The sequence below is a fragment of the Roseovarius sp. ZX-A-9 genome (assembly GCF_028369135.1).
Lineage (GTDB): Bacteria > Pseudomonadota > Alphaproteobacteria > Rhodobacterales > Rhodobacteraceae > Roseovarius.
The window spans coordinates 1-5,788 of the sequence record NZ_JAPWHW010000053.1; the positions used below are offsets into that span (position 1 = coordinate 1).

A 5,788-nucleotide genomic window follows, 5' to 3' on the forward strand; every position below is an offset into this window, starting at 1 on the left:
AGCGCTTCCGGTTGATTTTGTCTCGGAGCTTTTGGGTTCCACGTTCTTTGAAATTGATGATATCTGAAGAGATATGTGGGCGGTTTGGTTCATTCGATGAACAAACAACTGCACATATATCGTGCTGGTAGGGGCAACCCGATGACCAGTAACAGCTTCACTGTTTGGACGGCTTTCGGTTTCTTATGAAACCCTAAGCACAACAGACAGTACGTTCCGGCCTTTGCCGGTCGGAACAAATATGTGCAGAGGTTCGAACGTCAAGGATAAGCTGGCAACAGCTTTTCAACTTGAGAGTTTGATCCTGGCTCAGAACGAACGCTGGCGGCAGGCCTAACACATGCAAGTCGAGCGCGCCCTTCGGGGTGAGCGGCGGACGGGTTAGTAACACGTGGGAACGTACCCTTTTCTAAGGAATAACCATTGGAAACGATGACTAATGCCTTATACGCCCTTCGGGGGAAAGATTTATCGGAGAAGGATCGGCCCGCGGTAGATTAGATAGTTGGTGGGGTAATGGCCTACCAAGTCTACGATCTATAGTTGATTTGAGAGGATGATCAGCAACACTGGGACTGAGACACGGCCCAGACTCCTACGGGAGGCAGCAGTGGGGAATCTTAGACAATGGGCGCAAGCCTGATCTAGCCATGCCGCGTGAGTGATGAAGGTCTTAGGATCGTAAAGCTCTTTCGCCAGGGATGATAATGACAGTACCTGGTAAAGAAGTCCCGGCTAACTCCGTGCCAGCAGCCGCGGTAATACGGAGGGGACTAGCGTTGTTCGGAATTACTGGGCGTAAAGCGCGCGTAGGCGGATTAGCAAGTTAGGGGTGAAATCCCGGGGCTCAACCCCGGAACTGCCCTTAAAACTGCTAGTCTAGAGTTCGAGAGAGGTGAGTGGAACTCCGAGTGTAGAGGTGAAATTCGTAGATATTCGGAAGAACACCAGTGGCGAAGGCGGCTCACTGGCTCGATACTGACGCTGAGGTGCGAAAGTGTGGGGAGCAAACAGGATTAGATACCCTGGTAGTCCACACCGTAAACGATGAATGCCAGTCGTCGGCAAGCATGCTTGTCGGTGACACACCTAACGGATTAAGCATTCCGCCTGGGGAGTACGGTCGCAAGATTAAAACTCAAAGGAATTGACGGGGGCCCGCACAAGCGGTGGAGCATGTGGTTTAATTCGAAGCAACGCGCAGAACCTTACCAACCCTTGACATGTGTATCGAGATTTCTGGAGACAGATTTCGTCAGTTCGGCTGGATACAACACAGGTGCTGCATGGCTGTCGTCAGCTCGTGTCGTGAGATGTTCGGTTAAGTCCGGCAACGAGCGCAACCCACATCTTTAGTTGCCAGCAGGTTAAGCTGGGCACTCTAGAGAAACTGCCCGTGATAAGCGGGAGGAAGGTGTGGATGACGTCAAGTCCTCATGGCCCTTACGGGTTGGGCTACACACGTGCTACAATGGCAGTGACAATGGGTTAATCCCCAAAAGCTGTCTCAGTTCGGATTGGGGTCTGCAACTCGACCCCATGAAGTCGGAATCGCTAGTAATCGCGTAACAGCATGACGCGGTGAATACGTTCCCGGGCCTTGTACACACCGCCCGTCACACCATGGGAGTTGGGTCCACCCGAAGGCCGTGCGCCAACCTTTTCGAAGGGGGCAGCGGACCACGGTGAGCTCAGCGACTGGGGTGAAGTCGTAACAAGGTAGCCGTAGGGGAACCTGCGGCTGGATCACCTCCTTTCTAAGGATGTTTCTAGCAGACTGATACGTCAGTTTCGTGAAACACTTAGCAGATCGGCAAACAAAGCCGATCACATCAATTGGATATGTTCGCATATTCAATTTGGGCCGAGCCGTCCTCATATCTCTTCAGTCAATTTCAGGCCTACCGGCCTGTCTGGGTCGGTAGCTCAGGTGGTTAGAGCGCACGCCTGATAAGCGTGAGGTCGGAGGTTCAAGTCCTCCTCGACCCACCAACGTCATTTTCGCATTAGCGGAAGTGACGGGCGGCAGTTGAATTTCCAAGGAAATCAGCAATAGCCGCGATAGCCACACTCTTGAGCCTCTCGGCATTTTCGCAAGCGAAAATGGCTGATGGCTTTCCGCAAATTTCGTCCTGCGAAATTCGCTCTTGGGGCCTTAGCTCAGCTGGGAGAGCGCCTGATTTGCATTCAGGAGGTCAGGAGTTCGATCCTCCTAGGCTCCACCAAAACTCAACTGCCTGGCAGTTGGAAAACGATTAGATCGCTAAGCACTATCAGTGTTTAGCCGTCCAATCGGACGACTTTCACATCGTAAAGAGAGATACAAATAACGACACTGTTCGGTCGTCGCGCGTTAGCGATGATCTCAGTGGGTTCCACTTCGGTGGAAGGCATCTTGCGAGGCTGCTTCCTCAACCTCCCTGATGTATCCCTGCTGAAAAGAGCGTGTCGTCCAAGTCAAGTACATACACTAACCGTTTCAGGTCTGCACGGACCTGAAACATTGTCTGGTCACGCGAGTGGCCAGGCGGGAAAAAAGTATGACTTTTGGTTCAGAATAAAGGCATCGGTTTCTTACCAGCTTCCGTTGCCGCGCAAGCAAGTCTTGCTTTTTCTGGATCAAATCAAGCGCGAAAAGGGCGTTTGGTGAATGCCTTGGCAGTAAGAGGCGATGAAGGACGTGATACTCTGCGATAAGTCATGGGGAGCTGAGAATAAGCTTTGATCCATGAATTTCCGAATGGGGCAACCCACCTGATACTGTGTTATTATTGCTCTTCGGAGCAGCTAATAATGCGGTAAAACAGGTACTTATAGACTGAATACATAGGTTTATAAGAGCAAACCCGGAGAACTGAAACATCTAAGTACCCGGAGGAAAGGACATCAATTGATACTCCCCTAGTAGCGGCGAGCGAACGGGGACCAGCCGAGCCATGAATGTGAATAGAACGTGTTGGGAAGCACGGCCATAGTGGGTGATAGCCCCGTATATGAAGCATGATTGGACGTATTAAGTAGGGCGGAACACGTGAAATTCTGTCTGAAGATCGGAGGACCACCTTCGAAGGCTAAGTACTCCTTACTGACCGATAGTGAACCAGTACCGTGAGGGAAAGGTGAAAAGCACCCCGACGAGGGGAGTGAAACAGTACCTGAAACCGAACGCCTACAATCAGTCGGAGCGTGACGGCGTACCTTTTGTATAATGGGTCATCGACTTGGTCTATCTAGCAAGCTTAAGCCGTTAGGTGTAGGCGCAGCGAAAGCGAGTCTTAATAGGGCGCATGAGTTAGATGGATCAGACCCGAAACCGAGTGATCTAGGCATGACCAGGCTGAAGGTAAGGTAACACTTACTGGAGGGCCGAACCCACACCTGTTGAAAAAGGTCGGGATGAGTTGTGCCTAGGGGTGAAAGGCCAATCAAACTCGGAGATAGCTGGTTCTCTGCGAAAACTATTTAGGTAGTGCGTCATCCGAATACCCTCGGGGGTAGAGCACTGGATGGGTAATGGGGCCCCACAGGCTTACTGATCCTAACCAAACTCCGAATACCGAGAAGTACTAGATGGCAGACAGACTGCGGATGCTAACGTCCGTAGTCGAGAGGGAAACAACCCTGACCTACAGCTAAGGCCCCTAATTCATGGCTAAGTGGGAAAGCAGGTGGGACGACCAAAACAACCAGGAGGTTGGCTTAGAAGCAGCCATCCTTTAAAGATAGCGTAACAGCTCACTGGTCTAAATAAGTTGTCCTGCGGCGAAGATGTAACGGGGCTCAAGCCATGAGCCGAAGCTTAGGATGCCGTAAGGCATGGTAGCAGAGCGTAGTGTGACATAGTTCCATGTCTCCTTAGCAGGTTCGCCTGCATTGGAGACGCGGAGCTTTCGATGAAGCCGGGGCGTGAGCCATCCGGTGGAGAGATCACTAGTGAGAATGATGACATGAGTAGCGATAAACAGTGTGAGAGACACTGTCGCCGAAAGTCCAAGGGTTCCTGCTTAAAGCTAATCTGAGCAGGGTGAGCCGACCCCTAAGGCGAGGCCGAAAGGCGTAGTCGATGGGAACCAGGTTAATATTCCTGGGCCAGATGGAAGTGACGGATCGTGAAGGTTGTTCACCCTTAATGGATTGGGTGGGCCGCTAATCGGTTCCTGGAAATAGCTCCATCGCTAGATCGTACCCTAAACCAACACAGGTGGACCGGTAGAGAATACCAAGGCGCTTGAGAGAACCACATTTAAGGAACTCGGCAAAATACCTCCGTAAGTTCGCGAGAAGGAGGCCCGGTTTGGACGCAAGTCTTGGCCGGGGGCACAAACCAGGGGGTGGCGACTGTTTACTAAAAACACAGGGCTCTGCGAAGTCGCAAGACGACGTATAGGGTCTGACGCCTGCCCGGTGCCTGAAGGTTAAAAGGAGGGGTGAGAGCTCTGAATTGAAGCCCAGGTAAACGGCGGCCGTAACTATAACGGTCCTAAGGTAGCGAAATTCCTTGTCGGGTAAGTTCCGACCTGCACGAATGGCGTAACGACTTCCCCGCTGTCTCAAATGTGGACTCAGCGAAATTGAATTACCTGTCAAGATGCAGGTTTCCCGCGGTTAGACGGAAAGACCCCGTGCACCTTTACTACAGCTTCGCACTGGCATCAGAATTGGGATTTGCAGGATAGGTGGTAGACTTTGAAGCATGAACGCTAGTTTGTGTGGAGTCGCCCTTGAGATACCACTGTTCGCAATTTTGATGTCTAACCGCGGTCCGTTATCCGGATCCGGGACCCTGCGTGGCGGGTAGTTTGACTGGGGCGGTCGCCTCCTAAAGCGTAACGGAGGCGCGCGAAGGTTGGCTCAGAGCGGTCGGAAATCGCTCGTTGAGTGCAATGGCAGAAGCCAGCCTGACTGCGAGACTGACAAGTCGAGCAGAGTCGAAAGACGGCCATAGTGATCCGGTGGTCCCGAGTGGAAGGGCCATCGCTCAACGGATAAAAGGTACGCCGGGGATAACAGGCTGATACTGCCCAAGAGTCCATATCGACGGCAGTGTTTGGCACCTCGATGTCGGCTCATCTCATCCTGGGGCTGGAGCAGGTCCCAAGGGTACGGCTGTTCGCCGTTTAAAGAGGTACGTGAGCTGGGTTTAGAACGTCGTGAGACAGTTCGGTCCCTATCTGCCGTGGGTGTAGGATACTTGAGAGGAGTTGCCCCTAGTACGAGAGGACCGGGGTGAACGTTCCACTGGTGGACCAGTTGTCGTGCCAACGGCAGTGCTGGGTAGCTATGAACGGACAGGATAACCGCTGAAGGCATCTAAGCGGGAAGCCCCCCTCAAAACAAGGTATCCCTGAGAGCCGTGGTAGACCACCACGTCGATAGGCTGGAGATGTAAGTGCAGCAATGCATTCAGTTGACCAGTACTAATTGCTCGATAGGCTTGATTTGATCCAGTAGAAGTCAGACTTCTTCAGGACCAAAGTCATACACACCAACTACACATGACTTGACTTGGAATATCCGAGGTTCTTTCTCGGTTTGGTGGTCATAGCACAAGCGAAACACCCGGTCCCATCCCGAACCCGGCCGTTAAGCGCTGTCGCGCCAATGGTACTGCGTCTTAAGGCGTGGGAGAGTAGGTCGCTGCCAAACCTAGTAAGACCCTCGGATATGTATCTCTCTTCGATGTAAAATACCGACGAATTGGCGCGGGATGGAGCAGCCCGGTAGCTCGTCAGGCTCATAACCTGAAGGTCGTAGGTTCAAATCCTACTCCCGCAACCAAATTTAGCGA

At 52.3% G+C, this 5,788-nt stretch carries 3 tRNA genes and 3 rRNA genes; all 6 read left to right on the forward strand.

The window, feature by feature from the left end:
* Positions 1 to 286 precede the first annotated feature (286 nt).
* The 6 genes from O3306_RS22205 (at position 287) to O3306_RS22230 (ending at position 5,778) form a co-directional block, all read left to right on the forward strand.
* A 16S ribosomal RNA gene (locus O3306_RS22205) occupies positions 287 to 1,757 on the forward strand.
* A 158-nt stretch (positions 1,758 to 1,915) separates the two neighbouring features.
* Positions 1,916 to 1,992: transfer RNA gene (locus O3306_RS22210), tRNA-Ile, on the forward strand.
* A gap of 157 nt (positions 1,993 to 2,149) precedes the next feature.
* A tRNA-Ala gene (locus O3306_RS22215) sits at positions 2,150 to 2,225 on the forward strand.
* A gap of 397 nt (positions 2,226 to 2,622) precedes the next feature.
* A 23S ribosomal RNA gene (locus tag O3306_RS22220) occupies positions 2,623 to 5,442 on the forward strand.
* 89 nt (positions 5,443 to 5,531) lie between these two features.
* Positions 5,532 to 5,646, forward strand: a 5S ribosomal RNA gene (rrf, locus tag O3306_RS22225).
* Together the 16S, 23S and 5S rRNA genes with 3 tRNA genes alongside form the textbook arrangement of a ribosomal RNA operon.
* A gap of 55 nt (positions 5,647 to 5,701) precedes the next feature.
* Positions 5,702 to 5,778, forward strand: a tRNA-Met gene (locus tag O3306_RS22230).
* Positions 5,779 to 5,788: the final 10 nt, after the last annotated feature.